23 protein-coding genes and 1 riboswitch are annotated in these 24,708 nt (G+C 39.1%); of the genes, 1 reads left to right on the top strand and 22 read right to left on the bottom strand.

The annotated features are described in order from the left end of the window. Window positions 1–86 precede the first annotated feature (86 nt). The 5 genes from AA0017_RS21645 to AA0017_RS21625 all read right to left on the bottom strand — a co-directional run bounded on the left by AA0017_RS21645 (window position 87) and on the right by AA0017_RS21625 (window position 4,964). Window positions 87–545: a GNAT family N-acetyltransferase gene (locus tag AA0017_RS21645; protein ID WP_413377923.1), complete on the bottom strand. Its 459-nt coding sequence runs from the start codon at window positions 543–545 to the stop codon at window positions 87–89. A 264-nt stretch (window positions 546–809) separates the two neighbouring features. Beyond that, window positions 810–2,081: a hemolysin family protein gene (locus tag AA0017_RS21640; RefSeq protein WP_413377921.1), complete on the bottom strand. Its 1,272-nt coding sequence runs from the start codon at window positions 2,079–2,081 to the stop codon at window positions 810–812. A 209-nt stretch (window positions 2,082–2,290) separates the two neighbouring features. Continuing rightward, window positions 2,291–2,938: a stage II sporulation protein R gene (gene spoIIR, locus AA0017_RS21635; RefSeq protein WP_413377919.1), complete on the bottom strand. Its 648-nt coding sequence runs from the start codon at window positions 2,936–2,938 to the stop codon at window positions 2,291–2,293. Window positions 2,939–3,465: 527 nt separating this feature from the next. Then, window positions 3,466–4,413 (bottom strand): ABC transporter substrate-binding protein, encoded by a 948-nt coding sequence (locus AA0017_RS21630; RefSeq protein WP_413377917.1) that lies wholly within the window; start codon window positions 4,411–4,413, stop codon window positions 3,466–3,468. Continuing rightward, entirely contained in the window at window positions 4,410–4,964 is a 555-nt protein-coding gene (locus AA0017_RS21625; RefSeq protein ID WP_413377915.1) for a hypothetical protein, read from the bottom strand. The genes AA0017_RS21630 and AA0017_RS21625 overlap by 4 nt, the downstream gene beginning before the upstream one ends. 282 nt (window positions 4,965–5,246) lie before the next feature. Then, window positions 5,247–5,434, bottom strand: a riboswitch (cobalamin riboswitch). A gap of 142 nt (window positions 5,435–5,576) precedes the next feature. Between AA0017_RS21625 and AA0017_RS21620 the strand changes: the two genes are divergently transcribed. Further along, window positions 5,577–6,503, top strand: coding sequence for a nuclease-related domain-containing protein (locus tag AA0017_RS21620; RefSeq protein WP_413377913.1), 927 nt, complete (start codon window positions 5,577–5,579; stop codon window positions 6,501–6,503). 324 nt (window positions 6,504–6,827) lie between these two features. On the opposite strand, the gene prmC is transcribed toward AA0017_RS21620, so the two are convergent. The 17 genes from prmC to AA0017_RS21535 form a co-directional block, all read right to left on the bottom strand. Then, window positions 6,828–7,703 (bottom strand): peptide chain release factor N(5)-glutamine methyltransferase, encoded by an 876-nt coding sequence (gene prmC, locus AA0017_RS21615; RefSeq protein ID WP_413377911.1) that lies wholly within the window; start codon window positions 7,701–7,703, stop codon window positions 6,828–6,830. Between the two features lies 1 nt (window position 7,704). Then, window positions 7,705–8,775 carry a peptide chain release factor 1 gene (gene prfA / locus AA0017_RS21610; RefSeq protein ID WP_413377909.1) on the bottom strand — a complete coding sequence of 357 codons (1,071 nt, stop codon included), beginning with the start codon at window positions 8,773–8,775 and terminating at the stop codon, window positions 7,705–7,707. An 883-nt stretch (window positions 8,776–9,658) separates the two neighbouring features. Beyond that, a complete protein-coding gene (locus AA0017_RS21605; RefSeq protein WP_413377907.1) occupies window positions 9,659–11,431 on the bottom strand; it encodes a type VII secretion protein EssB/YukC in 1,773 nt (590 codons plus the stop codon). A gap of 561 nt (window positions 11,432–11,992) precedes the next feature. Further along, window positions 11,993–12,817, bottom strand: a complete 825-nt coding sequence (locus AA0017_RS21600) for a hypothetical protein (protein WP_413377905.1) — start codon at window positions 12,815–12,817, stop codon at window positions 11,993–11,995. A gap of 18 nt (window positions 12,818–12,835) precedes the next feature. Next, window positions 12,836–13,753 (bottom strand): serine/threonine protein kinase, encoded by a 918-nt coding sequence (locus tag AA0017_RS21595; RefSeq protein ID WP_413377903.1) that lies wholly within the window; start codon window positions 13,751–13,753, stop codon window positions 12,836–12,838. Between the two features lies 1 nt (window position 13,754). Next, the gene (locus AA0017_RS21590) at window positions 13,755–14,693 is read right to left on the bottom strand and encodes a PP2C family protein-serine/threonine phosphatase (RefSeq protein ID WP_413377901.1); all 939 of its coding nucleotides are present in this window, start codon (window positions 14,691–14,693) and stop codon (window positions 13,755–13,757) included. A gap of 6 nt (window positions 14,694–14,699) precedes the next feature. Next, window positions 14,700–16,475 (bottom strand): DUF6382 domain-containing protein, encoded by a 1,776-nt coding sequence (locus AA0017_RS21585; RefSeq protein WP_413377899.1) that lies wholly within the window; start codon window positions 16,473–16,475, stop codon window positions 14,700–14,702. Between the two features lie 27 nt (window positions 16,476–16,502). Next, window positions 16,503–17,033 carry a prepilin peptidase gene (locus AA0017_RS21580; protein ID WP_413377897.1) on the bottom strand — a complete coding sequence of 177 codons (531 nt, stop codon included), beginning with the start codon at window positions 17,031–17,033 and terminating at the stop codon, window positions 16,503–16,505. A 23-nt stretch (window positions 17,034–17,056) separates the two neighbouring features. Then, on the bottom strand, window positions 17,057–17,641 hold the full coding sequence (locus AA0017_RS21575) for a TadE/TadG family type IV pilus assembly protein (RefSeq protein WP_413377895.1): 585 nt from the start codon (window positions 17,639–17,641) through the stop codon (window positions 17,057–17,059). Between the two features lie 237 nt (window positions 17,642–17,878). Next, window positions 17,879–18,466, bottom strand: a complete 588-nt coding sequence (locus tag AA0017_RS21570; protein WP_413377893.1) for a hypothetical protein — start codon at window positions 18,464–18,466, stop codon at window positions 17,879–17,881. 123 nt (window positions 18,467–18,589) lie between these two features. Beyond that, window positions 18,590–19,231 carry a hypothetical protein gene (locus AA0017_RS21565; protein ID WP_413377891.1) on the bottom strand — a complete coding sequence of 214 codons (642 nt, stop codon included), beginning with the start codon at window positions 19,229–19,231 and terminating at the stop codon, window positions 18,590–18,592. 31 nt (window positions 19,232–19,262) lie between these two features. Next, on the bottom strand, window positions 19,263–19,919 hold the full coding sequence (locus AA0017_RS21560) for a hypothetical protein (RefSeq protein ID WP_413377889.1): 657 nt from the start codon (window positions 19,917–19,919) through the stop codon (window positions 19,263–19,265). Between the two features lie 109 nt (window positions 19,920–20,028). Next, complete coding sequence (locus AA0017_RS21555; RefSeq protein WP_413377887.1) at window positions 20,029–20,709, bottom strand: DUF4352 domain-containing protein; 681 nt, start codon at window positions 20,707–20,709, stop codon at window positions 20,029–20,031. Between the two features lie 21 nt (window positions 20,710–20,730). Continuing rightward, a complete protein-coding gene (locus tag AA0017_RS21550; protein ID WP_413377886.1) occupies window positions 20,731–22,929 on the bottom strand; it encodes a DUF5702 domain-containing protein in 2,199 nt (732 codons plus the stop codon). Window positions 22,930–22,968: 39 nt separating this feature from the next. After that, window positions 22,969–23,598 (bottom strand): TadE/TadG family type IV pilus assembly protein, encoded by a 630-nt coding sequence (locus tag AA0017_RS21545; RefSeq protein WP_413377884.1) that lies wholly within the window; start codon window positions 23,596–23,598, stop codon window positions 22,969–22,971. Window positions 23,599–23,615: 17 nt separating this feature from the next. Beyond that, a complete protein-coding gene (locus tag AA0017_RS21540; protein ID WP_413377882.1) occupies window positions 23,616–23,801 on the bottom strand; it encodes a Flp1 family type IVb pilin in 186 nt (61 codons plus the stop codon). A gap of 37 nt (window positions 23,802–23,838) precedes the next feature. Beyond that, complete coding sequence (locus tag AA0017_RS21535; RefSeq protein ID WP_413377880.1) at window positions 23,839–24,702, bottom strand: type II secretion system F family protein; 864 nt, start codon at window positions 24,700–24,702, stop codon at window positions 23,839–23,841. Window positions 24,703–24,708 lie beyond the last annotated feature (6 nt).

Genomic DNA, 24,708 nt, shown 5'->3' with positions numbered 1-24,708 from the left:
TTATAATTTTTAGATAACCACAATATCCACAGAAAACGAAAAAAGTTACCCACAGTTGTGTATAACCTGTAGATAACTTTTAGATATTAGCTTACTTCGCTTTTTAAATCGTACGACCAAACAGCGACATTTTGCCCAATGGTCCGTTGATAATGAGGTAAAGAACTTATATCAATTGGTACTTCTTCTTTGTCAATTTGTCTAAACCCGAGCTGCCAAAACAGAGGTGTTTTTCCTTTTGTACAAGCATAAATTCTTTCAATTTTTCTTTCCTTTGCATACGCGAGGACGATGTCCATAAATTCAATACTCATTTCGGCCGTCCACGTTGGTGAATCTAAAATAAAGGAACGAATTAATCCATTTTTTTTACCTTTTTCAATCCCCGCAATCCCTATAATCACCTTATCATCATTCTCGACAACTAGGAACTTCGTGACTTGTTCATCTATAGCTGTATCCTGTGCCCCCGCTCTTGCCATCAATCGTTGAATTTTTAATAAATCATGCTTTTCTGCTTTTCGAACGACTAAACTCAAGTCCATTCCCCTCCTTTTTCTTACCGTAAATCTACTATATATCTATGACACGCTCGTACAAAATATGAATATAACCAGATATTTATAGCAATCTTTTTTATAATCGATAGATTCCTAAAGATTTTGTGGCGAAATAATTGAGCTCGTTTTAATATGTGGATATGTGTGTGGATAGACAAAGGTTTGGTTCATTGAATGTGCCCGAAAACAAACGCATCTAAAAAAACGCTCCTGAAATCATCAGGACCGTTCTCTTTTTTACTTATATAATCAACCCGTTGACAACGTACGTTCGACAACGGTTACTTCTACTTGGCGAATTCTTCTTTCCTCTGCCTCTGTCACTTTAAGAAGCAAATTTTCATAGGGATATTCTTCCCCTACATTTGGAACTCTTGTGAATACTTCGGTCAACCAACCACCAATCGTATTTTGGCTCGTTTCTGGGATTCCAACTTGTAAAAAGTTAGCAAACTCATCGACGGAATAATCGCCAAAGAAGATATAGTTACTCGCATCAAGTTGCTTAACCATCCGAATGCTTTCATCGTGTTCATCCCAAATTTCACCGACGATTTCTTCTAGCAAATCTTCTAATGTAATTAATCCAGAAGTACCACCAAATTCATCAATGACAATCGCCATATGAACTTTTTGTTTCTGTAATTCCGGTAATAAAGTAGACACCTTCATTGATTGAACGACAAATAATGGATTTCTGAGTAACGTACGAATCTTTACCTGATGTTCCCCTTGTTGAATCAAAGCCGTTAAAAAGTCTCGCTCTGATAAAATCCCAATAATATTATCAATTGAGCCCTCATATACTGGAATTCGGGAGTAACGTTCCTCAAAGAAAATATCCTTTATTTCATGGATTGGTTGATTAATTTCAATCGCAACCATGTCAGGTCGAGGCCTTAAAATCTCACTCACAACAATATCATTAAAATCGAGGGAACGGTTCACAAGCTCTTTTTCACGCTTGTCAATCACTCCTTCTTCTTCACTGATATCAATGATCGCTTTAATTTCCTCTTCCGTTACAGATGGACTAACTTCCTTAACCTTCATAAACTTGGAAAACCCTTTTTGAATTTTCATAAAAACCCAAGTGACAGGTGTTAGAACCATCATAAACAGATGCAATAAAAAAGAAAACTTCATAGCTAAAGTTTCTGCATATTGTTTGGCAATCGTTTTTGGAATCACACCTGCAAATAATAAAACAAGAATCGTCACAGCAAATGCACTAATAAAAACTCCTGTACCTTGGTCATAAATTTGAATGGCTATTTGTGCTGCGATAGCCGCAGCGGCGATGTTGACTAAGTTAAATCCTATAAAGCTAGTTGAAAGTGCCTTTTCAATATGATCAGCTATATAGACCGCTCTTTTTGCTCCTAGTCTCCCTTCTTCCTCGTACTGCTTTAATCGAATTCGGTTCGCATTGGCATAAGCCGTCTCCACAAACGAAAAGAAAGTAGACAACACTAACAGCAGACTAAAAATCAAAATCATACTTAACGGGACATCGTCCAAAAAAAATCACTCTCCATTTCTTAAATTACCTTATATTATATATGAAGGTTCTGAAAAATGTACAGTGTTTTTCTCCCCATATCCAATATAAGGAAGTCAGTCCATTTCAGGACCACATTTCACATGCGACAAATCAATGGTTACGATTAATTATGCAGACAAATAAAAAAACATGCATGATTTTTACAAAAATCCGCATGTTTTTCTTTTTATCCAAATAGACGGTCAAACAAGTTGCCAAAGAAATCAAAGATAAAAAAGGAGATTTTCACGTCATCGATGTCCTCTGGCTCTTCTTCCTCTTCTACTTCACTTGTCTCAGTACTTGCTACTTCATCCGTTAGTTCCTGCTCAACCGCTTCCCCATTTTCAAAATCTAAAAAGCATAAAGGCGGAAATAGCACGCACCACCAATTTTCTCCATTGCCTTCCCCTAATGTAATCAAGACCGCATTATACCAACCGGCTGGATAAACGATATTCCCATAAATTTTCGTCGGAAATTGCACTTCATCAAACTCGACTGTGTAATCTTGATTTAACCTAAGCTTCTGTAACTCTTCCTCTACAATGCTTTCAATCTCTGATAAATTATCTTTAATCAGCTGTCCAGCCTCGTCTAAGTCATCTATTCCAACAACCCATTCGGTAATTTGCTCATTCACTTTATCACGAATCGAACGCTTTACCATTTGGTCTTGAATCCCATCACTATTCGCTAAGATCCGAAGACGAATCGCTTCCTCTTCATTAATTTCTTGATGAAAATCAGCTACCGCCTGTGAGTGCTGGAACTCCCAGCTTACAATTAATACAAAAAAAGAGAATAATAGATAAATAATAACATTTGGTTTCATAATAGATTCGCACCGCCCCTTCACCAAACAGTCTAGTCAGATTACTAGATTCCTAAACTAGGATCTTTTCGACAAGTTTTTAGGTGATGGGGGGTGCGGGGGTGAGCTCTCTTGGACAATTGTGGAGAGGTTGGGGTGCTTTTTGTCCTTTAAACTGGGGTTATTGGACACTTGGACACTTCGGCTCCCTTTTTTGTCCTTTAAACTCTCGTTATTGGACACTTTCCAGCTTCGGCTCCCTTTTTTGTCCTTTAAACTCTTGTTATTGGACTTTCAGCCTCTTCGGCTCCCTCTTTTGTCCTTTAAACTCTTGTTATTGGACACTTGCCAGCTTCAGGCTCCCTCTTTTGTCCTTTAAACTCTTGTTATTGGACTTTCAGCCTCTTCGGCTCCCTCTTTTGTCCTTTAAAACCCTCTTCCTTTGTCACATTCCAGCTCACTCTCTTTTTTTCCCATAAGCCCAGATTATTAATCAACCCTCGACACAGGTAGTGTTTTTAATTAAACGTTTATTTAATCAACTACTTTTACTCAAAAAGCTCTGGATAAGCTTCTTTTGCTAATAATTCTACTGCTTCGCCAATTCTTGGGCCTGGTCGTGACAGGATATCACCATCAACGAGGAAGACTTGGTCATTTTGAATCGCTGAGATTACATCCCATCCATCACGGGCTTTAATTTCAGCAATCGGGTCGTCAACATAATGAACGGTTGTAAAAATAGCTTCTGGATTACGGCTGACAACTTCTTCTTCACTTAATTTAATCCAACCCTCTTGGTCACCAAAAACATTTATAACACTAGCTTTGTTCATAATTTCTTGTTGAAAAGTGGCGTCCCCTGTTGTATAAATTTCTGGAGCAGGGCTGATTTCAAAATAAATTTGCTTCTCATCTTCTAAGTTTTGAAGATTTTCCTCAACCGCAGCAACTTGGGCTTGGATTTCCGCATTCAGTTGCTCACCCTTTTCACTTACACCCATGATAGCCGCAATTTGTTCGATGTCACCATAGACATCTTCAAAAGAGGTAGCTGATTCAATTACAAAAATAGGAATTCCTGCATCAATAAGTGGCTCAATCATTTCTCTTTGTCCAATTGTATACGCAATAATGACATCTGGATTCAAAGCAATAATCGCCTCGGCATCAATATTCATCGAATCAGATACACGTTGAATTTCAAGGGCTTCTTCAGGATAATTATCAAAATCTGTCGCCCCAACGACCTTATCTCCTACTCCTAAAGCGAATAAAATTTCTGTATTACTTGGTTGCAACGAGACAACTGTCTCAGGAGCTTGCTCAAAGGTGATTTCTGTCCCCTCATCATCTGTCACCGTATAAGAACTCTCGGCATCGTCACCAATTCCTTGAGCTCCGTCTCCTGGCTCATTTGTGTCTGTTTGACACGCTGTTAAAAATAAAATTGTAATAAAAATGCTTAACCACTTTGTCCATTGTTTTGTATTCATTTTTTCTCCTCCTCGTTTTTCGGTTTTCTCATTGGATAGGACTTGCTTTGAAATGGAACCTCCTGGACTTCCTCAAGGTGATTAACAAAAACCGCCATCACAAAAAAGACATTCGCGAGCAAATGAGTGTAGTCAAATAAAAGCTTCGGTACATCTCTCTCTAAACTAACTTTATGTAGAGCTCGGACTGATTTTTTCGCTTCGCTTCGGCACACATGAAGAGCACATGCCACATCGGAGCCTTGTGGCAATAAAAATTGCGTTATTTGCTCCTGAACAACCTCCAAATAAAAGTCGTAAATGTCACTTAACCGAGCTAAATCTTGCTCTTCAATCGCCAGTTTCCCTCTGACTGAACCATTCAGATGATAAGCCATCGGCAAAAGTTCCATTAAGTGATCATACACCGTTATCAACTTTGAATTCTTTTTTACTAAACTCGCCGCTTGTCCTATTCGGGTCGTCATCGAATCGGTTCTGATTTCAAAATCAACGGTTGAGGCCGATTCACGCATATACGGATAACATAAATACCTCATATCTTTTTTCACATCATCACCTCGTTCCTTGGACGATTCCTTATGAATGTTCTGTGGTTTGCTCTTTTAATGGAAGTCGGCTTTTTTAAAAGGGATTAAAAAGGACATGTTGCCTATAGGAGAGTCGTTTGACGCGGATTCATCATCTATATGAGCTCATATGGGAAGGCCGGTTTGTTTAACAATATAAAACCATAAAAAAACGCCCGAAAAAATCGGACGGTATCCCTAATATCCATATAATAAATAGACTGATAGAAACATAACCGTACAATCCTCTTAATTTCCGAAGAGCAAATACGTTCAAGATTAGGCAGGTATCCTGGCTTATGCTTCCTTTTACTCTAAGAACCTTCCCATCACTCTTTCGTGGACAGTGGTCATCTCTTATTTCATCAGCATTTACAGTTGCGGAAACAGCTTCGGTATCGCACCGAATTCCCTTTTCACTCTAAATGAGCACCTAAACTCTACAACATATATTCATTTAAACGTAGTGTATCATATTTTGGTAAATATTTTGATAAAATTTCCTGAGTGTTTATCAAAAAGAGCGAAAAAGCTTGCTCAAAAGACGCAAAATTCTGTAAAATATAATAGATACTTTATTAAAAGGAGGCAGAAATGATTGAAAAAACTCGACAAAAACCAATTGAATTATCAATTTGGCATAGTTTAAAAGCACGAGGTCAGCTTTTAACAGAAGAAGACGCTCAGCATATTCTCCATTTAGAAAAAGGATTGAAAGGTGAACGCCAATTTGACGAATGGACTGCCGATTTACCCGAAGATTGGATTCAACTCCATGACCTCCTCCTCGAGAAAAACAAAACCATATTCCAGTTGGATTCCCTTATCATTACACCAAGCTCCGTCCTTTTATTTGAGGTAAAAAACTACGAAGGTGCCTTTATTTATGAAGAAAACCGGTTTTATACCCAATCCAAGCTCGAAATAAAAAACCCCCTAGAGCAACTAAATCGGAGTGAATCCCTACTCAGACAGCTTTTTCAGGAATATCATTTACAACCGCCACCGATTACTTCCTATGTGATTTTCATCAATCCTGAATTTCATTTATTTCAAGCTGATCCACATAACCCTCATTTTATCTTTCCACCTTTAATGACCCGATTTAAAAAGAAATTATTACAGCAACCATACAGAAAAATGAAAGCTTCTCACAAAAAGTTAGCTGAATTTTTATTAACTTCTCATCTCAAGCAAAGCCCTCATTCTCGAATCCCCGTCTATGAATATTCCCAATTGAACAAAGGCATTTTTTGTAGCAAGTGCAATAGTTTGGAGACTTATTTCAGTGGCCATTATTTATTATGTAGAAACTGCCATTATAGCGAAAAATTTTACGAAGCTGCTAATCGGAGCATCAAGGAATTTCGCTTATTATTTCCAAAAAGAAAATTAACCACAAGTGCCATTAGCGAATGGTGTAAATTAGATAGCCAAAAGCGACGCACTCTTCAAAGACTGCTAACGAAAAAATACAAACTTATCGGTGGTCGGAAAAGCTCCTACTATGTAGACAAGTAAATGGTGACAGTCATTAAACAGGGTAAGCAAATTTGGATAAAACTTTGAACCGCCATAAATGCTAATGGGACAATTAAGGCGGTTTCTTTTTTATTTTGTCCTATAACCCTCTTTTATTGGACATTCGCTACGTTCCACCTCTCCTTTTTGTCCTATAACCCTCTTTTATTGGACATTCGTTACACTCCACCTCTCCTTTTTGTCCTATAACCCTCTTTTATTGGACATTCGTTACGCTCCACCTCTCCTTTTTGTCCTTTCAACCAGCTATACACCACAAAAAAACAGCACCAACTCCTAGTCGGCACTGCTTTCCACATTCATTTAATTTAAATCGCCATAACAAAGGACGATTCGGTCTTTTCCGTTAATGTCGTTCAACCTTTCCACTGTCGCGTGTCGGAAAGCTTCCCGCAGCATGCTTGCTACTTCCCTTGTTTGACCGGCACCGACTTCGAATGCAATGAGGCCTCGATCATTCATAACTAATGGTAGCTCTCGCACAAGGCGTCGATATAAATCGTAGCCGTCTTCGCCCCCAAATAAGGCGAGGTGTGGCTCGTGTTCTCTCACATTAGCAGCAAGGGTCGCCTTTTCACCAATCGGTATGTATGGAGGATTAGAGACGATGATATCAAATTTGCACTCGCTCTTTATCGGGGTTTGCAGCAAATCACTTATCTCAAAATTCACTTGTGCCCCTAAATGAACAGCGTTTTCTTTTGCTACTTGTAACGCGGCTTCTGACAAATCAACGGCCGCGACATTCAATTGGGCGTCTTCCAATGCCAACGAAATCGCAATTGCCCCACTACCAGTTCCAACATCAAGCACGGAGACAGCACGGCTCTCCCTAAATAGTTCTTGTTTTTTTTGCAAAACAGCGACGACTAGCTCTTCCGTTTCTGGCCTTGGGATGAGTACATTACGATTCACTTTAAACGGACGGCCATAAAATTCTTCATAACCGATCAGGTGCTGAACCGGCATGCCCTCGCTATATTTTTTAACATCGGCACAAAATATCGCGAACACCTCAGGCTCGACCTCATCATGCATCATCATAAACATTTGTGAACGCGATATTTGAAGATGGTGACGTAATAACCATTCAATCGCCGGCTTTTCCCACTCAGCCTTTTGTGCCTCTAAAAAAGAAGAAGCCCAATTGAGGGCTCCATTCACAGTCATTTGTTTCATCTTAGTCTTCCGCTCGTCTCATTTGCTCGGCCTGCTCTTCTACAATTAAAGCATCGATGATTTCATCAATCTTCCCTTGTAAAATTTGGTCAAGCTTTTGCAATGTTAAGCCGATGCGGTGGTCGGTTACACGACTTTGTGGGAAATTGTACGTGCGGATACGCTCTGAACGATCTCCTGTACCGACAGCTGATTTTCTTGTTTCATCGTATTCAGCTTGAACTTCTCGTTGGATTTTATCATAAACACGGGCACGAAGAACTTTCATCGCTTTTTCCTTGTTTTTGATTTGTGATTTCTCATCCTGACAAGAAACAACTGTTGCAGTCGGTAAATGCGTTAAACGAACAGCAGACATTGTCGTGTTAACACTTTGCCCACCTGGTCCACTTGATGCAAATGTATCGACACGAATATCTTTATCGTGGATTTCTACTTCCACTTCCTCTGCTTCAGGTAAAACTGCGACCGTTGCTGTAGAAGTGTGAATTCGTCCGCCCGATTCCGTTTGTGGAACACGTTGAACACGATGAGCTCCATTTTCATACTTTAATTTAGAATAAGCTCCAGCCCCGTTGACCATAAAGATAATCTCTTTATAACCGCCGAGCTCTGTTGAAGTAGCCTCAATTACTTCCGTACGCCAGCCTTGTGCTTCTGCAAAGCGAGAGTACATTTTGTAAAGGTCACCAGCAAAAAGTTGAGCTTCATCTCCACCAGCCGCTCCACGAATTTCGACGATTACGTTTTTATCATCATTCGGGTCCTTTGGTAATAAAAGAATTCTTAAGCTCTCTTCTAATTCTTTTTGGCGTGGGTTTAATTCATTAATTTCTTCCTTTACCATTTCGTACATTTCATTATCAAGCTTCTCTTCAAGCATTTGTTTCGCGTCTTTTAATTGCTCTGCCACTTCTTTATACTCGCGATAAACTTGAACGGTTTCTTCTATATTTGATTGCTCTTTAGAATATTCTCTTAATTTTTTTGAATCACTAATGACATCAGGATCACTTAACAACTCATTTAACCGATTATAGCGGTCTTCTACTGATTGCAAACGTTCTAACACGTCTCTTCACCTCATTAAAATTTCCAGTCCATAACAGTCTAATTATAGTATATCGTTCTAGCTAGGTCAATGCGATTCGATTTACGCGATTGCTTTGATTTTTGGAGCTTTTATGTGACTGGATTTCGGGTTAATTGAGGGGCTTCGATTCGATGGCTTTGGGATTCATTGACGGTCTTTGATTCCCTTTGCAGCTTCGATTCGATGGCTTCGGGACTCATTGACGGCCTTTGATTCCCTTTCTGGCTTTGATTCATGTGCTTTGGGATTCATTGCGGCTCTTTGATTCCCTTTGCAGCTTCGATTCGATGGCTTCGGGACTCATTGACGGTCTTTGATTCCCTTTGCAGCTTTGATTCATGTGCTTTGGGATTCATTGACGGCCTTTGATTCCCTTTGTGGCTTCGATTCGATGGCTTTGGGATTCATTGCGGCTCTTTGATTCCCTTTCTGGCTTTGATTCGATGGCTTCGGGATTCATTGACAGCCTTTGATTCCCTTTGCAGCTTTGATTCATGTGCTTCGGGATTCATTGACGGCCTTTGATTCCCTTTGCGGCTTTTATTCATGTGCTTCGGGATTCATTGCGGCTCTTTGATTCTCTTTGCGGCTTTTAGCAACTGGCTTTTGGATTCATTGACGGCCTTTGATTCCCTTTGAGACTTTTATTCAATAGCTTTCAGCCTCATTCCCGCCCTTTAATTCCTTTTCCCACTTTCTAACAACCCTCTTCCGGCTTCATTCTCAATTCAAGTTCGCTTTTACCCTATTCATTCAAACATTTTGACATAAAAATGCCCCACAAATGATTAATAAATCACTTTTGTGGGGAAAAGAACCAAATTTAAATTTAACGACCCTTTCATTCAAACTAAACTTCCAATCAACTTAAATCGTCAATTCGATCTTCTAGTCCTTCGATGAGTTCATCTTTTTCATCATCGTCTAAGTCATCATCTTTTTTAACTAAATCGATTTCTTTTTCGAGGATACGAATTTGCAGACCTTTATCTTCACGTTCTAGGGCTATTTCACGAGCTTTGTCTAAATCGTCCTGCCGCAAATAACTGTTTCCGGCCAATTGTTTGGCTCGTGCATGTTCATTTAACTCTTCTTCATAAATAGCGATAATTTGCTCGTCGTCGCCATTTAATCTGGCTTGTTCTATCCGTACGGTTGCATTCTCAGACTCCAAAGATTGTAAGGCTTCATTAGCTTCATCATTGTTTAATTGATACAAGCCGGTAACCGCTCCATCTTCAAATTGAGGAGCTAAGGCAAAGGCCTTCAACAAACTTTCCACCGTATTATGCTCCCTATATAACTGGGCTAACACTTCCATATCTTCGCTCGTTGAATCTGGGAGGGCTTCAAAAGCAGTAATAGCGGCTTCAACGTCATCATTTGTTAGAGCTTGATAAGCAGCCAGTTGCTGTTCCTTTGATGCTAGTTCGCCTTCGAGCTCTTCATTTGCCGTGCGTAATTCGGTATTTGTCTCTTCATTATTAGCCATTTCAGTAGATAGTGCGTTTGCAGTTGGTCTCACAGATGAAAAATAAAGAATCGTTCCACCAACAATCAGTCCAATTACTAATACACCAACCATCATAAAAATTGTCGAACGATTAAGTGCGGCCATAAAAGAAGATGCCGCCTGTGTACTCTTTGTTTCTAGAGTTTCATCCTTAATTGGTGGTGACGGATATCCTTGAGGTGTGCCTTGGAACCCTTGGTTGGCTTGGTTTGGTGCATGATTATAAGATGGAAATGGACTTTGATTCGGATTTGTTTTTGGCGGCTGATGAAAACTTCCCCCTTGATCGATTCCTTCATTTGGTCCTAAAAGCGGTGGCTCTTGCTTGTTTACTTGCTTAAGCTTTGCACTTTGCTTCGCTTTTCGAGTTGCCGCTTTCTTTTCGGATGATGGGCCACTCGTTTCCGGCACGACTTTGTTGGAACTCTGCCCTAGCCCAGCTCCACTCTTTTTTTGATGCTGCTTTTCGGTGCCCTTCTTCCCTTTCTTAGCTGCAGAACTACCTGATTTTTCCTTAATAGGTGGTACGGCTGGCTCTGGATACTCCCCTTTTAACACTTGAACTAATTGATCGAGCGACTTTGCTTGAATCAAGTCATCGACAAGTGGAGAAGCGGTTGTTCCTTTTACAAAACCTTTTTCGACAAGCTGATGGAAATCAACTCCTGAAAATAAGGAAACAATTAAACATTTTAAATGGTATAGAAAGGTTTTCCGTTCCAAATTTTCAGGTGGAAGAACCGAACGAATCCCTCGATGTAACAATTTCACCTTCCCATCTTGACGGAAAAAAACATTGTTTGGCTCAATTGAAGTCGTAAATTGAGTTCCCTCGATTTGTTGAATATCGAGTAGGGCCAACGCTAACTTTTGCTTTTCCTTTTGATTAATTTGTAAAAAATCTACAAACGGAAAATATCCCGGTGACTTTTTATATGTAAGACGGATTTTCTCTTCGTCCATTTCATATTCGATAAGTGGGAAAAATAGAGAGTTTGGTTTTTTTAACTCATCAAGCTGTTCGATCTCTTGCACATTTGTCCCGTGTTTATTTAATTCAACTAAAAATGAATCTTCTAATAAAACGATCGTTCCATTGGAAAATTGTATTTCTTTCGCCAATGCTCTCCCCTCCTTTTCTGATTAAAAAGCGAAGCCTGTTCGTTCAGAAGCGAGAAAAAATTAGGGGCGACTACTGAAGACGCTCTTTGTCTTCATTAGACGAACCGATTTTTCTCGAGCTTCTAACAGGCGTAGCTAGACTGATTAAAAAGCGAAGCCTGTTCGTTCAGAAGCGAGAATATTAAGGATCAACGCTAAGTTCGCGCCATCCTGCCGCAACGCCTTGTACCCACGTCCTGTGGGCAAGAACAGCTGATGAAGACGCTTTTTGTCTTCACTCAGATGGGCGATTTTTCTCGAGCTTCTAACGGACGTAGCTAGATTGATTAAACTAAGGCCTCTGAAAACGTCATGTCAGTTAGTAGGTTTGCATGAATTTCTCTTACTCCGCCAGCTCCATACCCTACGCGTTCCGCGGGTGAACCGGGAGTCTCCGGGTATTACGCTGGCTCCGTTTTGGTCAAAGAAAAAACAACTGAAAAACAACTAAAATATCTTCTTTGGACTCGTTTTCTACTTTCTATAGCTAGTTATGTCTAGTCGCTTCCGTTTATTCGATTATTAAAAAATGGCTCTCATTAAACCAGATAAAATAAAATCTGCTGTTAATGCTAAAATGACTGCTACTCCTGCAAAGACGATTAAAAGTCCATAAATCGGGTCAATGCCTTTTGACATCTGCTGACGGTAATAAAAGAAAGTAAGAGCAACTACCGCGACAAGTAAGCTTAATAGAAGAACAACGATTAATGACGTTAAGACATTCAATCCAATCGCGGATGAAAGGAAATAAGCGGCGGCAATATAGACCGGGATGCTTAACCACGTTCCGTATTGACTGACGATGTCATGAAATTTTAAGTCAATCTTGTAGACAAACTTTAACACTGCAAAAAGAAGGGCCGCCGTCGCAACAAGAATCACAGCGATAGAAAAGAACGCTTGAAAAAACAGTTCAAAAAAGTCGCCTGCACTCAAAAAACCTCTCGCTAAACTTGAAAATTGAAAATAAGATGCTAAGGCAAAAAATAACGAAATGAGAGCAAAGTTAATGTACCCGAAAATGAAATTGCTTTTCTCATATTTAATCGCGGTTTCTGTCGGTGCTTTCAGTTGCTTTGTAATAAATTGAAAATAATCCGATGCGGTCTTTTTCGCTTGTTCGACCTTTTCATTTTGGCCCTTATTGGCCTCAGTCGTTCCCCCACTTGTTGGAGCTTGAGTCGGATGAACAGCTTCTATCGCTGCAGCCGTTTCTTTTTTAGTCGGTTCTGTCTCCACTTTTGCCGCCGAATCACTGATTAGACTCTCTCCAACCTTTTCGCCACAATGAATACAAAACTTATCGGCATTTGTTAACTCTTTTCCACACGCTTGACAATTCATATTAATCACCTCTCCTAATTATAATTGGTCAAAATATATATAAAGGCACACTGCAATGAGACTTAAAATCGATACAGAGTATTTTGTGATAAGCCACCAATTCAGTTGAGGATGCCAAGAAGACTTACGCAATTGAGCAATCCCTTGCTGTAAATACTCCTTCACCTCAATAATTGATTGCGGACGGTTATCTGGTTCCAGCTGTACTAAAGCCTCCAAGCATGTTCTTGTCGCTTTTGTTAAACCTGTGCGAAAGTGCTGGATCGGCTTTTGGGTAATATAGACAAACTTCCCGCCACTTAACAGATAATACATTAAGGCACCGAGTGTAAATAAATCGGTTCTCGTATCGGATTGTTGCTTTTCAAATTGCTCAGGAGCGGCAAAGCCAACCGTCCCAATTTGTAATGTGTCTTTTAACTTGCTTTCATCGAACTTTCGGGCAATCCCAAAGTCAATCAGTTTCACTTGCCCATTTGTTGTAATCATAATATTACCTGGCTTCAAATCACGGTAAATAATGGCTGGTTGTTGACTGTGTAAATAATCAAGAATTTCGGCTAAAGCTAAGCTAATGTTCAAAACCTCTTCTTCTGAAAATGGCTCGTCTTGATTTTCATACACTTCAAGCAATGACCTGCCATCGACATATTCCTGGACGAGGAAAAAGTAACGTTCGTCTTCAGAAGCAAAAAAGTCTGCAATTTGAGGAAGGCCTGGATGGTTAAGCTCACTAAGCAGTTTTGCTTCAGAAAATAGGCGACGTGAAATTTTCTGTTTCATATCCGCTACTTTTACAGCCCATAATTGATTATGATCGTGGCTGTCTTCTGCTAAATAAACGGCTGACATTCCACCTGCTCCAATTTGACGAATGATTTCATAACGTCCCTTTAAGACATCACCGGCTTGGAAATGAATATCATGTTTCGCCATTTTACTGTGTTCCTCGCTTAGTCCGACTGAATAAGGATTGTAAAAAACTCTTCTGTTCTGATTCTGTCACTTGATCTTTGGCAAATATATTACGTACTAATAAAACGGTAATGTTATCTCTTGTGCCAGAAAAATTAGCGAGCTTCACTAAATAATCAGCGATAAGCTGCAAATCGGTGTATTCTTTCTCTAACCCTTGTAAGGTCGTTATGATTTCCTCATCGGAGAACATCGAATAAAACCCGTCACTACAAAGTAAAAATAAATCGCTAGAATGATAGAATCCAACTTGCTCAAAAGGGTCAACATGTTCTTCAATTCCGAGGCATTGGGTGAGCATGTTTCGTTTGCGATGGTTTCTCGCTTGCTCTCTTGTTAACTTGCCCTTTTTAACTTGCTGCTCGACCCAGGAATGATCTTCGGTTAACAGAGCCATTTCAATTTCGACTTCTAATTCCTCAGTCAGCTGCTTCGCTAAGCTGATATCGTGTTGCTGCTGTTGATGAATAAAACGCTGAAATCCTTGGCTCCCCTTAATTTGATAAATACGACTATCACCAACATGATAGAGCTGATAATGTCCACCATACATGACAATTAATGACAAGGTCGTTCCAAGCTTAGAGCCAATTTGTAAAAGCTCTTGATTCATTTGCACAAAAAGCTTCTCAAATTCACTAGACAAATGCTGTTGTAAGTTTTTTTTCTTCAATAATTTTGGGACACGTTTTAGCCACCAACTATCTAATTTTTTGACGACTAGTTTGCTCGCTTCAGCCCCGTCTTGATACCCACCCATGCCATCTGCAATTGCCAATACTCCAAATTCTTGGCCTTTTGGATCAAACGTCATTCGTAAAAAATAATTATCTTCATTTCGCTCTTTTACTGGTCCTGTATGTGTAGCAAGACCGATTTGCCAATTTTCATTAAAAGTCATAAAGGCTTACTCCCATTTAAAGGTATAATCAACTTTTCCGACTGAGATGATATCATCAACTTGGAGAGCATAGATTTTGTATGGCACAAGTGCTTCCCCATTTAATTTTGTACCATTTTTTGATCCTAAGTCTTTCACACCAAAGCTATCTTCAATGCGAACGAATTCAACATGGACACGCGAAACCCCAACGCTATCTTCTACATAGATGACCGCTGAGTCATTTCGTCCAATCGTAAAATGAGACTGATTGAGTTCAATTTGTTCAAGTTCTCCATCACGTTCGACCTCTAAATGAGGATTCGTTATTTCAAACCCAACTTCCTCATCAAAATCATCGTCGCCTAATAGAACCGTATCATCACTTTCTGATAATAAACCTGTATCCATCATTAACGAATGATCTTCTTCCATAAAAGCAACCGGCTCAGGTTTTGGCTTTCGTTTTGACTTTGGTGCCGCTAAACTTAATTCCTCATTAAAAGATGGCATCACTTGAGGTTTCGTTGCGACCGCTGTGGCTGTGGCCGTTGCCGTCGGTTGAACTTGTGTCGCGGCTGGTTGTTGATAGCCTTGTGATTGCGGGCTCACTCCTTGGTTAAAGGAAACATAATTTGACGGTGAACCATTTACATTTGCATATCCATTACTATTTACCCCTTGAGGCACTTGTTGATAATAACCATTGATTGGCTGATTCTGTTCATTTGAGGCAGCCACTTCTGCTCTCGTTTGACCTTTTTTCTTCGTTTTGTTTTCTTTAGATACGCCTGTTTTAAAGAAGAAAATAAAGTAAACGGCCGCAGCCAACAACAAGACACTTAAAGTAACGGCTGTATAAAATATCCCTTGTGACGGAACCATTTCAAATAGTTTCCAAACTAACGCGATGGCCAAAGCCGCTCCAACCCCGATATAGAGCTTAATTCGTTGGGTTAATGGCTCACCTTGTGGCTTCTGTTCCTTATTTTTAGGTTTTTTCTTCTTTTCTTTTACGTTCGTTTTATTTGATTTGGCCGGGTCCTGTCTAAACGGATCAAATGGTTCATTTTGCTCCTGACCTTGCTCATAAGTTGAACTATTTTCATGCCCCTGTGGAGACGGTTGTGGCTGATTAAATGAACCGTTAGCTTGAGCCGGATGGGGTTGCTGCGGATTCATCGATTGGTAACCTTGATAAGGATTAGGTCTTAATTGTTGAAGCTCCAATAATAATTCCTTCAAACCAGCTAAATTAAAAGAAGGATTCTCAATATATTGGTTAATCGTATTTAGCTCACTCCCTTGTAAACTATCGACTTTCTTTGCAAGAGAACCTAATAATTCCTTTAAGTCTTCCATTGTCGTCGTTTGTTTTTCTAAACTTTCCACCGGTACATAGGTTAAATACAATTGCTGCGACGTTTTGCCGAGATAAATAAACTCTTCCTTTAATATGTACTGATGTTCATTCAGCATATAGAGTTTACTTTGCTCAAGCGTCGTCAGGATGTTCATAAACAACTGATAAAACTCGTGTGAGGATAATGGATGTTGGGTTAAATAAACGTTTAATTGACGTTTCGACGTAATGTCATAATAGAGCTTTAAGTGAAAATCAATTTCCTCTACAGATAATGGTAGAAGGTTCGGAATTTGGTTCGATTGCATCATCCGTAGCTGTAGATGAATGATGTTCTCCTCGGTTAGCTCTTGTTGATTCTTTTTTGTAAAAAGTAAATATTGTCCATTTTTCTCGTGGTAATCATAACTCAAACCAAAGATTGTCTTGCTTTCTCCCATGGTTTTTCCTCCTATCTCATTTTCCAATTAAAACTTTCCTAAATAATAATAAGCAGTGACAACAGCAGGTACGACGGCATACATAAATGGAAAACGAGTCGCCTTTGTTGCTTTAAATGTTTCTAGATGTGATAAATCCTTTGACGTCAAGCTACTTATCATCGCAAACAAACCTGTCACTAAACGTCGTAAAAAAGTTCTTGTAAAGACTAACAAGACGATGGCAATTAATCCGGCATAAATAATCGAGTACATCATGACATTGAGTACATTGACAACCCCAATTAATGCTCCGATTCCGGCAAAGAGTTTCACATCTCCTGCCCCTAAGGCTTTAAATACGTATAAAAGTAAGAAAATAAGACCAGCAACAAGTAAGCCTAAAACAGAAAAAATGAGACCATCAATTCCATTCACGATTAAATGGAACACAAGACCAACCGCCATCGCCCCCGCCGTAAGCCAGTTCGGCAGCTTCTGATAACGAACATCCATATATAAAGCAACTAACAAATAAAGAAATAAAAGATAATCATAAATCTCCAAATACAAACACATACACCTCCTTAAAGCAGCTGGTTTTATGATCCGGTCCAGATTTTTTCGTATGCACTTTGTTCGAGTGTGATGGTGCGATTGACGAAGGGGGCAATGATTGGGACTTCGTAGGTGGCGGTTATGCCGAAGTAGCCTTTTAAACCATAACCGGACACGTCCAGATCAACATTTGTTACGTTCACCCTACTAGGATCAAATAAACCGTCCGAGTTTGCTCTACCAAAATTCGTTTCTACAAACGGCTGAGTAGCACCGACTGCTGCGTCTCCAAAGACATCCATAATTTCAATCCCAAAGACACCTAGTACTTCCTGCACTAAATTTTCGACGGAAGTTAAGCTAAATTCTTCTTCTGTAAAATTTTTAATCCAATTATCTGCTGCATTAGCACCACCCTCTACAATTAAAGCGGCTGGATAGGCATGTGTTGCTACGATTTGAGTCGTCTCACTTACGGCTTGTTTTAATGCCATATCTGCCACAGATATTCGAATCATCATGGCTAAAAAGACCGTAAAAAGTAAAAATACCGGCATCACCATCGCAGCCTCGAGCGTTAAGCTTCCATCCTCTCTTCGCATAAACCTTTTTAACATTCTTGTTCCCACCTCCTCATTCCACCGCTTTAAATAAAAGGAATTCAATGAAGGCAAACAAAACAGAGAGATATTTCTATTTGCCCTTCTTTTATCCATTTAAAACCAAATTAATCCACATTTTTTCAAAATCAGACTATAGCCCACGGTTTTTAACTAAGATACATGACGTTTTAATAAATAATGTTACTAAGGTTTTACAAAAGTCATATGGATTGTCATAACTTTACTTATTTTCTAACTGAGTGATTATTGCCACTCATCTTTATCAATTGTGATAACCGCCTCTGTTTTAATACCTCCCGCAGCTAGTAAGCCTGGTTTGATCACTAAATGATGTTGTTCATAATCATAGGTAGGGTATAGAATGGCTCCTGACGTTTCTTCTCCTGGCTTCAATATGCCCGTAATTGGTTCAACATCAAGCCCATCCTCAGGTTTTATGGCATAGCCTCCACGGCCACCTGACTCCACATCGTCTGTTAATTCAAAAGCACCAACCATATCTTTTGCATCATAATCTGTGTCCCCAATATTTTTGACCGTAAAATCACCAATAGCAAAATAATCAAAGTTAGCTGAACCACGAACCTCAAATTCTTCTATTCTTGTTAATGAATTTAAGGTAATTTCAAATGAACCAATCGTACTGTCAATTTGCACGGGTTCTCCCATTCTGATATTAATCTGTTCTCCCGTCCCCTCTTGTTCTGCTCCATCTACAAAATCACTAGATTGTGAAGTATTACCCGAGGATTCTTCTGCTTCTGAATTACACGCGACTAGTGCTCCAAAAGCTAATACACTAATGCCTACTGCCTTGATCATCTTGTTCATACTCCTTGCCCTCCAATCTCTTATCACTCTATTTCAGTTAAACCCTCCCACTTGTCTGCTTAACTCAAATAGGATGGAGAAAAGTCTTATTTATAATTAGACCTTTCTCATTTACAAAATGTATTACTCCATTTCTTCCTCTGTAAATGTCCAGACAACCTCGTTATAAACACCATCTGCTGCTATTAAGCCAGGCTTGATACGAATAAATTGTTCCCCATTTTGTTTCGTAGCAAAAAGTGCTTGCCCTTTGATTTCTTCTCCAGGTTCTAAATCACCAGAAATTGCATCAATGCTAGGAAAATCCTTAGAAAAATCACCTGATCCGGAACCTTCTAACCTTGCTGTTTGATCTAAAACTCCTATCGGGTTGTATGCATCTAAAACTTCATCACCTATATTTTTTACAGTTAAATCAACTACAATAATGTAGTCGAACATAGAGGTCTCTCCATCGACTTCTTCTTCTCTTTTAACTGAATGAATCGTAATTTCATAGGCCCCTTGATTACTTGAGATTTGAGCGGTATCTCCAATTCCTAAATCTAACTGGTCATTAAAGTCTTGGTCTGAGGACATTCCTCCACCTGAAGCCTCTGAATCAGTTTCGTTATCTTCTTCATTTTCACCCTCATCTACCAGTTCGTTAGAAGTCCCCTCATCCGTTGTCTCTTCTCTTGTATCTGTTCCTTCATCACTGTTACAAGCCGCTAATAAACTTCCCGCTAAAAATATGACTCCTACTGCTGTCATCATTTTCTTCATAATAGCCTCCTACATTTAATATCTCTTTTACTTACTCTTTTGCTTCACTTGTCTCAAATGTCCAAATCGCATTATTCTTGACTCCACCTGCAGCCATTAATCCACTGTTGACTCTAATGTATTGTTCTTCCCGATCTCTAATTACAAAAAGCGCCTGACCACTAACTGTTTCACCTGGTTGAAGTTCTCCTTCCAATCCATCAACGCTATCGAATTGTGATGAATAGTCTGGTGCACCAGACCCATCTAAGTTACTTGTTATTTCAAGAACTCCTATAGTGTTATCTGGTGCTAAAACTGTTTCTCCAATATTTGTTACGGTAATGTCTGCAATAATCCATGCATCAAATAATGAGCCTTCACCATCAATTTGTTCTTCTGTATATTCAACTGAGTCAATGGAGATTTCAAACTCTCCTATCGTGCTTGCAATTTGTGCTGTATCCCCGATTTGAAGATCAGCTTGGTCTTCATACTCACCTGTAGAAGCAATCCTATTCGAATCACTAGTCTCTGAATCTTCTTTACTTAAAGAATCCTCTTGTTCATCTCCTGACGTTTCACTTCCAGGATTATCATTATCAATTGACCCATTTTCAGCTTCTACTGAACCCTCATCTGAATTACAAGCTACTAATAAACTCCCCGCTAGTATTGTAATTCCGATTGCTGTCATCATTTTTTTCATAGACATTTCCTCCACTCTTTAACTCGCTCACTCTATTTCAATTAAACACTCCCACTGCTTAACTCAAATAGGGTGGAGAAAGGTCATTCAGGACCTTTCTCATTACCGATTACTCCATCTCATCCTCTGTAAATGTCCAAACGGTATCGTTATGAACAGCATCTGAAGCTATTAAACCACCATTTATTTTTAAATACTGCTCTCCTTCACCCTGTACATCAAATACTAGCTTTCCACTTATTTCTTCTCCTGGTTCTAGGTCACCTGTTAGTTTATCTATTGAATCAAGATTGTTTGTAATATCACTTTGTCCAGAACCATCTGGAACATTGGTTATTCTATATGAGCCAGCTATATCTTCAGCATTATATGTTTTATCACCAATATTTTTTAATGTAACATCAACTACAAGGTAAAAATCTAATGGAGAACTTTTTCCATCTAGTTCTACCTCTTTACTGATAGAATCTACTGTCATTTCAAAAGCACCTAGTGTACTTGATACTTGGCCTGTATCGCCTATCGATAAATCCAATTGATCTTCAAATTCCTCACTAGAAACTGGACCTTCCGACTCTCCTGAATCACCATCATTATTTTCCTCAACCTCATCATCAATCCCATTATTTGTGGTCGAGTCATTTTCGCTACTATCACCATCAGCGACATCATTTACCCTTTCATCGCTGCCTGTATCTTCCGGTGCACCTGCTCCATCATCATTATTACAAGCAACTAACAAACTCCCTGCTAATAATGTGATTCCTACTGCTGTCATCATTTTTTTCATGATACTTCCTCCATTGCCTGTTTAATAAGAATAATAAATCTCTTTTTCTATAATAAATTCCCTATCCTTTACTTCTCCACTCAGAATACCTGCATTACTCAATAAAGATGTTACGCCAGGTAAAAACCAAAGTTGTAGCGAAGAAGAAGCATTGCCCTCAATATAAGTTGGTAGCTGAGTTAAATCAGAGCCAGATTGTTGCTCAATTCTTGCCATTGTTCGAGAGATTTTGTTTCCTTCAGGATGAATAAATAAGAACAATCTTAAGTGATCCCTATAGGACATATAGAAACTGGTGCCTTCAAAAAATTCAATCCTATTCCCCGATTTTAGTTCATTTAAATTTTCAATAGTTTTACCGATTGCATACGCAATCGCCGCTATCCACATAAACTTTCCAAATGCTCTTACTTCGTTTTGTGTAAATGCCTCGACTAAATTAACGGCAAACCTGAAGGCGAATATTTCGGTCATGGCTAATGCGAAATTATCGGCGGAATTTGCTTGGCCGTATAAGATGAATTCAATTTCATTTTGATCAATACTGTAATCTTGTTTGGAGAAGTCATGCGATTTGAATTTAGTCATGATGTATTCGTTGACATATAGCTCATCTCTCGCATTTAGTAGAATATTCCCCATATTTTTAAACAGCATATCAATTAAGTTAAAGGTAGAGTCTGATAAATCGTCTGTATTGTCTCGATCAATTGGAATTTCACTATCAGCAGCCTCGATATATTTAGATAGAATCTCTAATAGTTCACCATAACCTTCATTTGAATCGGCAATCCCATTTAAAAATTCATCTAAATCTTCATTCGCATCTTCTAAATTTTCTTCTGCCTCATCTTCTTTGTCTTCCACTTCTTCAGATGATTTTTCATCGGTGCTTTTCATTTCTTCAATGCCATCTTTTAAATGGTTGTAGGCCGAAACGACATTACTATTTCCGGTTGTATGGGCTGTGCCGATTTGATTAACTCCATTTTGAAACCAACTTTTTTGATTCCTTATTAAACCATTGTCAATCATCGAGCCAATGCCATTAATTTTAGAGCGCATCGCATCGGTGTCCTGAATCGCTCCATCATCAACTGCTTCTTTACCATCTTCGATATACTCAAGCAATTGTTCAAAAAAGGAATCTTCAAAAACGAGTTTATCTAACTCTCCTCTTGCCTCCTCAATACCACCTTCAGCACCGCTGTAACCACTGCTATTATCCGTATCACTCATATTGCCAGCATCAACCGCGTCAGAAAAATCAACTTCTTCATCAACGCTTGCTAATTCATCGGCAACATTTTGATTATTTACTCTCGCTTCTTCAATGAGCGTTTTGGCTTCGTCTAACAATTCACCAACTCTAATCACTTTATTGTAAATATCATCAGCAAGGGTCTCTGCGTTCTCAATAAAGCTATCCGCATCTTCACTATTTTCCTCACGTTCTTCTATCTCATCATCAGATAAGTCTTCTTCACTTTCATTTTCTTCCGAGCGTATTTCATTGTATCGATCATAATGTCTTAAAATATCATTGAGGTTGTTCACATCTGGGAAGCTTGAGCTACCTGGGTTTTTCACTTTCCCCTCTAACTCCTCCATAATATCTTTGGCTGCTTTTAATTTTTCTAATGCTTCATCTAATTTTTCCTCACGCTCTTCCAAGTCTTTTCGAATTTTCTTATGAACTTTGCTTAGCTTTGAAGCTTCTTCCATCGCACTTGAGATACCGAGTATGCCTTCAATCAATGCCTGCCCAACTTCAATTGGGGCTGAGTATTTCATTTCTTCAAGAACTTGATGTTTAAAAATTTCCGAATGGGCCAGCATTCGCCCTTCATCAACGACGACATTCACTTCTCCTGATACTGGTTGTGGAGTAGAGAAGTGAAAAATATCGCCACTGCTTCCATCGACCGCTAAATGGTTTTCAAATACTTTTTGAAAGATTTCATTGGCTTCTTCCTGACCACCATCAGCCCCGAATAAACCGTAGCTTTTAACTCCTTGGTCAAAGTTGGCCATTACCGAGCGGGCTGCAGCTCTTGCCGCTTGTTCTGTTTCCCTTTCAGCGACCATAATCCTCATATAATCAATTAGTACCGCGTTAAAAAGAAACAGGAGTAGAGTGATCATGATGGCGTAAATCGAAACGGCCCCATGTTCATCAAAAACGAGCTTATGGTACGCTTTTTTTAACCATTTTTTCATTCCTCTACTCCTTCCTGATTTTCATCAATAATTTCATCACTAATTCTTATTGCTTCCTATTTTTTCAATATAAGAGCCAAACTCTCCAATTTTCCCGTAGAAATAGACGGCAAAATCAACATTTCTGATCCATTCCACTGGTTCTGTAATTGGCCTTTGGGACTGAGCTTTAATTTCTGTCACTCCAAAAAGGTCAGTCACATAACTTGGGAATGATAAAGGTTGCTCAACGGTGACGACAATCGCATTAAAACCAAAAAATTGCGATTTCATCTCCACCGTCACATTCCCTAAAGCAGCATCCTGTAGTTCGGGACGCAATTTTGCTGCTGCTCGGTTCGTGCCCACTGACGGTATGTTAAGAAAATCGAGAAAGCTTGCTTCGGCTGTTCTCCAATACAATCCATCCCCACCATCAAAGGTAGTATACGTACTGAATTCACCTGTTTTTGGATCCATCTGACTATTCGTCCACGAGGAGGCCACTTGGTCGGCAATTTTATTCGCTTGATATTGCACGACCGATTTTTGGTAAATAAATAGACTAAAAAAAATTAAGCACATCGTGATGATGAGAATAATAGGGAATAACATCGATGCTTCAATCGTAAAGACCCCTGACTGATCGTTTTTAAACCTTTTTAAACGTTTGAGAATCAGCTCAGCCATGTGTCAAACAACCTTTCTTAATTAGTAAAGTTATCAATTTGATCATCACCAAATTCTAGTAAACCATCAATCCACTCCATAATTTGATTTCTAAACAACAACGCAATGACAACAATAACGGCAATAATGAGCATGATTTCTAATGTTTGTAAGCCTTCCTCGTCGTTCCAAAAGTTTGTGAAAAAAGTTTTCATTGTTTCCATATGTGATTCCTCCTGTTTTTTGGGTGATTGAATTTATTTACAAAATGGTTATTGCTGGATAGCCAACAATAATCATTACTGCAACGAAAATTAACATAAGTGGGAAGACGAGCTTAGATGACGCTTCTTCTCCTTTTGTGCGGGAGATGTTTTTTCTTTTCTCCCATAAGTCATGTGATAGTTCACGTAACGATAAGATTAAATCCTGACCGCCTTTGCGATAATTAAGTAGAACAGTGGTTGTAAAAATCGATACGTCTTGCATCGCACATTTTTTACTAAAGTCATTCATGACATCGGCAAATGGTTCATTACTTGTCAATTTGTTCACGACAACTCGTAGTTCTTCATATAATGGAGAATCATCGTTTCCATTTAACTCGACGCAACGGATAAGTGCTTGTTGGACCGTTTCACCGGCATTGACAAGTAAAATGATTTTATTAACGACCTCTGGAAGCTCGATTAAAATCTTTTGCTTTCTTATTTTTTCTTTATTCGAAAGCTGGTTCACTAAAAGGGCAGGAATTAAGATGGCAAAAAAGAGTCCCGCTCCAAACATAAAGTGGTCGCCTTCTGATAAGAGCCCAAGCAGTCCAGCAGTGAGCAAACAAAGGAGAACAACCGAAACGAGTTGGGTCATAAACATTCTTGTATGCTTATACGCCTCACGCGTTCCATAAAGGCTAATCATTTTTCCTTGAATCGACGACACTTGCGTATGCATCCGCTCTAGTAATCTAGTCTTATAGATGAGATGCAACGATATTGGTGCCATAAATTTTAATGGATATTGATCGCCAAATTCCTCAATGACTTCATCATATTGATTACGTGAGAGCACCGATAAGACAAAATAAATGACGACGATAATTCCAACGAGTATTCCATAAATGATCATGTCTAT

Origin of the sequence: Alkalihalobacillus phoenicis (assembly GCF_047302405.1) — a bacterium.
In the GTDB taxonomy this organism is placed as follows: domain Bacteria; phylum Bacillota; class Bacilli; order Bacillales; family Bacillaceae_D; genus Alkalihalobacillus.
The sequence above is the reverse complement of the archived record's forward strand: the minus strand, read 5'-3'. Positions and strand labels throughout refer to the sequence as shown.

Coding starts and splice junctions, on each gene's coding strand:
- AA0017_RS21645 (WP_413377923.1), bottom strand. CDS start 545: ATGGACTTGAGTTTAGTCGTTCGAAAAGCAGAAAAGCATGATTTATTA.
- spoIIR (WP_413377919.1), bottom strand. CDS start 2,938: ATGAAACCAAATGTTATTATTTATCTATTATTCTCTTTTTTTGTATTA.
- AA0017_RS21630 (WP_413377917.1), bottom strand. CDS start 4,413: ATGAATACAAAACAATGGACAAAGTGGTTAAGCATTTTTATTACAATT.
- AA0017_RS21620 (WP_413377913.1), top strand. CDS start 5,577: ATGATTGAAAAAACTCGACAAAAACCAATTGAATTATCAATTTGGCAT.
- prmC (WP_413377911.1), bottom strand. CDS start 7,703: ATGAAACAAATGACTGTGAATGGAGCCCTCAATTGGGCTTCTTCTTTT.
- AA0017_RS21600 (WP_413377905.1), bottom strand. CDS start 12,817: ATGAATTGTCAAGCGTGTGGAAAAGAGTTAACAAATGCCGATAAGTTT.
- AA0017_RS21595 (WP_413377903.1), bottom strand. CDS start 13,753: ATGGCGAAACATGATATTCATTTCCAAGCCGGTGATGTCTTAAAGGGA.
- AA0017_RS21590 (WP_413377901.1), bottom strand. CDS start 14,693: ATGACTTTTAATGAAAATTGGCAAATCGGTCTTGCTACACATACAGGA.
- AA0017_RS21585 (WP_413377899.1), bottom strand. CDS start 16,475: ATGGGAGAAAGCAAGACAATCTTTGGTTTGAGTTATGATTACCACGAG.
- AA0017_RS21580 (WP_413377897.1), bottom strand. CDS start 17,033: ATGTGTTTGTATTTGGAGATTTATGATTATCTTTTATTTCTTTATTTG.
- AA0017_RS21570 (WP_413377893.1), bottom strand. CDS start 18,466: ATGAACAAGATGATCAAGGCAGTAGGCATTAGTGTATTAGCTTTTGGA.
- AA0017_RS21565 (WP_413377891.1), bottom strand. CDS start 19,231: ATGAAGAAAATGATGACAGCAGTAGGAGTCATATTTTTAGCGGGAAGT.
- AA0017_RS21560 (WP_413377889.1), bottom strand. CDS start 19,919: ATGAAAAAAATGATGACAGCAATCGGAATTACAATACTAGCGGGGAGT.
- AA0017_RS21555 (WP_413377887.1), bottom strand. CDS start 20,709: ATGAAAAAAATGATGACAGCAGTAGGAATCACATTATTAGCAGGGAGT.
- AA0017_RS21550 (WP_413377886.1), bottom strand. CDS start 22,929: ATGAAAAAATGGTTAAAAAAAGCGTACCATAAGCTCGTTTTTGATGAA.
- AA0017_RS21545 (WP_413377884.1), bottom strand. CDS start 23,598: ATGGCTGAGCTGATTCTCAAACGTTTAAAAAGGTTTAAAAACGATCAG.
- AA0017_RS21540 (WP_413377882.1), bottom strand. CDS start 23,801: ATGGAAACAATGAAAACTTTTTTCACAAACTTTTGGAACGACGAGGAA.
- AA0017_RS21535 (WP_413377880.1), bottom strand. CDS start 24,702: ATGATCATTTATGGAATACTCGTTGGAATTATCGTCGTCATTTATTTT.